Annotated in this window: 1 protein-coding gene; it reads left to right on the forward strand. The window is 44.2% G+C overall.

The window, feature by feature from the left end; genetic code table 11:
- Positions 1-367: tyrosine-type recombinase/integrase (locus tag GSQ84_RS27560; protein WP_158800615.1), on the forward strand; the 367-nt coding region annotated here is incomplete at its 5' end.
- Positions 368-453: the final 86 nt, after the last annotated feature.

The raw sequence follows: 453 nt of genomic DNA on the forward strand, positions 1-453 counted from the left end.
CCGTACTTTATCTTTAAAGCCCGGCCAGATCCTGCTTTTCCATGATTATCTGAATGAAACCAGGAAACTACTCTTAAAAGACGCAGAAAGTGATCAGCTGCTGATTGGTCTTCGTGGGGGTGCCTGGTTAAATATAGACATCATTGAATATGTCACCCGCCAGTATAAAGGACTTTTTCACCCCAGGAAAGTGAACTGTAAAAGCATCCGTGGCAGTGTGATCACCAACCTGCTGAAAGCAGGAAATGAGTTACGGGCAGTTCAGGTGTTTGCCGGCCACAAAAAGATCAGCAGTACCGAAAAATATCAGCAGAGCCAGGTTGAAATCCTACACAACATGATCCAGTCGCAGCATCCCATGAAATAGCTTAACCCTTATAGCTTGTCCGCCAGGCATGATCTGCTTCTGAATCTGAAAAGTTGAAGGCTCTTTCTTCTTTTTTCAACTGAAAA

Source organism: Pedobacter sp. L105 (assembly GCF_009765875.1).
Lineage (GTDB): Bacteria > Bacteroidota > Bacteroidia > Sphingobacteriales > Sphingobacteriaceae > Pedobacter.